Source organism: uncultured Oscillibacter sp., from assembly GCF_947654275.1.
Classification (GTDB): Bacteria; Bacillota; Clostridia; order Oscillospirales; family Oscillospiraceae; genus Oscillibacter.
This window is the reverse complement of sequence record NZ_CANTJS010000105.1, coordinates 1-3,233: the sequence shown is the minus strand read 5'-3', so window position 1 is coordinate 3,233 and position 3,233 is coordinate 1. Positions and strand designations below refer to the sequence as shown.

General features: G+C 56.4%; 4 protein-coding genes and 1 pseudogene. 1 reads left to right on the top strand and 4 read right to left on the bottom strand.

Translation table 11 applies throughout. The features are described 5' to 3' along the window. Positions 1 to 141 precede the first annotated feature (141 nt). Both mobC and Q0063_RS14530 read right to left on the bottom strand, forming a co-directional pair. Positions 142 to 417 (bottom strand): annotated as a pseudogene (gene mobC / locus Q0063_RS14535) (plasmid mobilization relaxosome protein MobC); the annotation flags it as partial. 28 nt (positions 418 to 445) lie between these two features. Then, positions 446 to 1,201 carry a phosphoadenosine phosphosulfate reductase family protein gene (locus Q0063_RS14530; RefSeq protein WP_297872670.1) on the bottom strand — a complete coding sequence of 252 codons (756 nt, stop codon included), beginning with the start codon at positions 1,199 to 1,201 and terminating at the stop codon, positions 446 to 448. Between the two features lie 138 nt (positions 1,202 to 1,339). Here Q0063_RS14530 and Q0063_RS14525 point away from each other — a divergent pair, with 138 nt between their 5' ends. Continuing rightward, positions 1,340 to 1,975, top strand: coding sequence for a YitT family protein (locus Q0063_RS14525; protein WP_297872669.1), 636 nt, complete (start codon positions 1,340 to 1,342; stop codon positions 1,973 to 1,975). A 211-nt stretch (positions 1,976 to 2,186) separates the two neighbouring features. Here the strand turns inward: Q0063_RS14525 and Q0063_RS14520 are convergent, their stop codons facing one another. Then, positions 2,187 to 2,582, bottom strand: a complete 396-nt coding sequence (locus Q0063_RS14520; RefSeq protein WP_297312170.1) for a DUF6329 domain-containing protein — start codon at positions 2,580 to 2,582, stop codon at positions 2,187 to 2,189. Positions 2,583 to 2,673: 91 nt separating this feature from the next. Further along, on the bottom strand, positions 2,674 to 3,233 hold a 560-nt coding region (locus Q0063_RS14515), incomplete at its 5' end, for a hypothetical protein (RefSeq protein ID WP_297872668.1).

Below are 3,233 nucleotides of genomic sequence, written 5' to 3'. Positions count from 1 at the left end.
TCATAAAATGGTTGATGTCATGCCGGTTTCCATTGGAGTACGATACCATCTTCCGAGCAATTTCCGCAGCCGTCATTGCAAGCACTCTCCCTGAACTTTTTGACCATTATATCCCTTTTGACTGCTGGAGGCAAGCGCTTCCCTTTTGACTGCCTCGTAGAGCAGCTCATAGACCTGATCCAGCAGGTACAGTCCCCGTTTAGCGTCCTCCGCCCTGGCAATTCCGGCATTGACGCTTCTGGCAATTTGATTGATGTTTACCCCAATTTTATGGATCTCCCAACGCAGGTCCTTGATCTCCTGGGAGGGCTTTACCGGGAGCGGCGTTCCCTCCATGAGGCGGACGAGATAGGCCCGCTTGCTGAGGCCGCAGGCTTTGGCCTGTTCCGCCAGCAGGCGGTACTGTGCTGAGGTCAGTTCTATGTGCAGGTGATGCCGTCCCTTTTTATCTGCTTTGCTCACAGCGCCTCCTTTTACTCTGGTGAAGCCTACCGGATTTCTCCGCCTCAATCTCCTGATCGAATACTCGTTCCAAATCAAACACGTTGCCATAGGGAACGCCCTTGCGGCTGAAAGGCTTCATGGGCATGGGAATCTGGGACTGCAATTCCTTCAACCGTTCCCAATACTGCGGCAAAAACTGATAAATATTTTTCAGTTCTCTGCGGTTCTTATTTTTGCAGCACCAACAGGAAACACGATCCAAAATGTCATACAATCGGACTCCGTTTTCCTCCCAGAAAAAGCCCCGTTCATAGCAGAACGCCAAACAGTCCGCCTCTGTCATTCCAGCATTGGCCAGAGGTGAACGCTTGGGCGCTTCCAGCTTCATCAGCCGTTCCGTCTCGTCTGCGGCGATGCCTACATAGTGGACCTCCGCATCCAAGGCCACGCCGTCTAGAGTACGGGTTTTCATTGAGGTTCCCCAGCGGCAGGGGCCGCCGCACCAGCCGTATCCCAGATGAAAACCGTTCTTTTTGGAGTCAACCGGCCTCTCCAGCATGTTATATAAAAAAGGGACGTCCGGCTCCACCTCTGTGAACCGGACGCCCCTCTGCTCCAGGATCGGTTTCATCCGATCCCGGATATCGTAAATTGCCTGAAATTCCATTCCCGAGTTGTAGAAAATCACTTCATCCAATGGCATTTTCTTTTCCAGTAATAACAGCAGCATGGCTAGTGAGTCTTTTCCAAAACTCACGCTGGCGTAAAATGCCACCCTGCGTTTTCACCTCCCTTCTCCGACCCAAGGCCGGTGATTTTTCTCATTGACGGTCTATCGCCCCGATGGTATAATTTCAGCCGTTGTCATTTCTCACCGAAAAGAGAGGCGTTTAACATGGAAGCCATTGCCGCGAATTTTACACGGCCCCGCATGGGGCGCAGGGCAGCGGTTCTGACCGTCAGCTTGATCGTAATCGGGATCTGCGTGGCGGTGTTCAAGACCGTCGGGTTTGGGACGGACCCTTGTTCCACCTTCACGCTGGGAGTCTCCTCCCAAACGGGCATCTCCTTCGGAACATGCCAGCTGGTATTTAACCTGCTGATGTTCCTCCCGGTCATCCGACTGGACCTCTCCCGCATCGGCGTGGGCACCGTTGCCAATATGGTGGGCGTCGGCTATATGGCGGACTTCACCATGTGGCTGATGAGCCCCCATATTCCGCCGGAGGGCCTGTCCATAGTGGTCAGAATCGCACTGTTCGCAGTCAGCATGGCGGCGTTTCTGATTGCCGCCGCGTTTTACATGGTGGTGGATCTGGGCGTCGCTCCTTACGACGCGATTCCGCAATTGATCGCGGCCCACACCAGCAGGCTGAGCGCCCGCGCGATCCGCATGCTGTGGGACATCTCGATTTTGTCCCTTGGCTTCCTGCTGGGGTCCACGGTGGGCCTGACGACGCTGATTACCGGCTTCTGCCTGGGTCCCGCCATCGCCTTTGTGTCCAGCCGGGTGAGGGGCTGGTTCGAGTAAACGGCCAAGGCCGGGAACCATCCGCCCGCAGGCGGCATAGGGGTCAGGGGATGTTCCCCTGCAAGCGCGCAAAATGTACATTTGCGCTATGCTTGCGGCCCTGCCGCCAGAGGCGGCAGGGTCTTGCCCCGCCTCCGGCGGGGCCGTTTTCAAGCGGAAGGACTGATTGGAATGGCCGCAGGAGGCGGTCGTGGTTTCGAGAGGGTCACTCTCACCGCTCCGGCCCCGAGGGTGGCTGCCGGAGCTTCAGATCATAGTGGTCCACCGGCACATCCCGCAGGTCCAGAGCCGATTTATCCAGTACATCTGCCGCGTAGCGGGCGTAATTGTAGCCCTCGCTTTCCACCAAAATGCCGCCTCGATGGTTTTTGACGCACACCAAAAGGCAATGATACACGCCGTCAACCTCACGCATCAGGTTCCTGTTTTCGATAATAAAGGGCATGTCCTCCAGCAGATGCGTGGAAAAATGCCGGAATTGCTTCTCGGTCAGCTCAACAACCTTGACAACCTCGACGCGAATGGGCTTGTCCTTTGTTATGTTCTGCAAATCCCGCAGACGATTGGCCTTGAAATGAAAATGGGTATAGATCGTGGATGCCGCCATCGTATCCTCCTTTTCCAGAGCGAGGGTGTTACATATAACCCCCTTGGCAGACAGGGCTGGGTGCTAGTACATAACACCCAGCCCCCTGACGTTACCGCTCTTTTGATGATTTGCGCCGCTCTTTTTCCGGCGCTTTTTCTTTGAGCCCATATGCGGCAATATCCTGGATGATCGCATTGGCCTCTGTCTGTACAGCCTCGTCCCCATCCATCGCTATGCCGGACACGGCCAGCGCGATCTCCCTGGCGCCGCCGGTTCCTCCTTTTTGAAGCATCCGGGCAAAAACGGCAACCGTACCCTCTCGGGATGTTTCGTCCGCAAAGTCCTCGGGGATGCACTGCCGGCCCAGATCATAGATTCGCGCGGCGATGCTGCCAGCCGTGACAGCGGGGAAATATGGGTTATCCCACTCCTCAAAGGGAATGGGCGGACAGTTGGGAGGCTGCACCAGCTCAAAGCCAATTTCCCGGGAAACCCGGCCCCGGATTTCCGGTACAGCCGGGTCCGCCCGCAGCCGGTCCATACAGGTGAAATCGGTCACAAGGCAGTTCCGTCCCTGGCATACCTGGAGAATGTCGGCAGCGCTGAGACCGTCCCCGCTCTCAATGCCCAGGGTCAGCCGGGCGGGAGGCCGTCCGTCCGGGCTGGGTT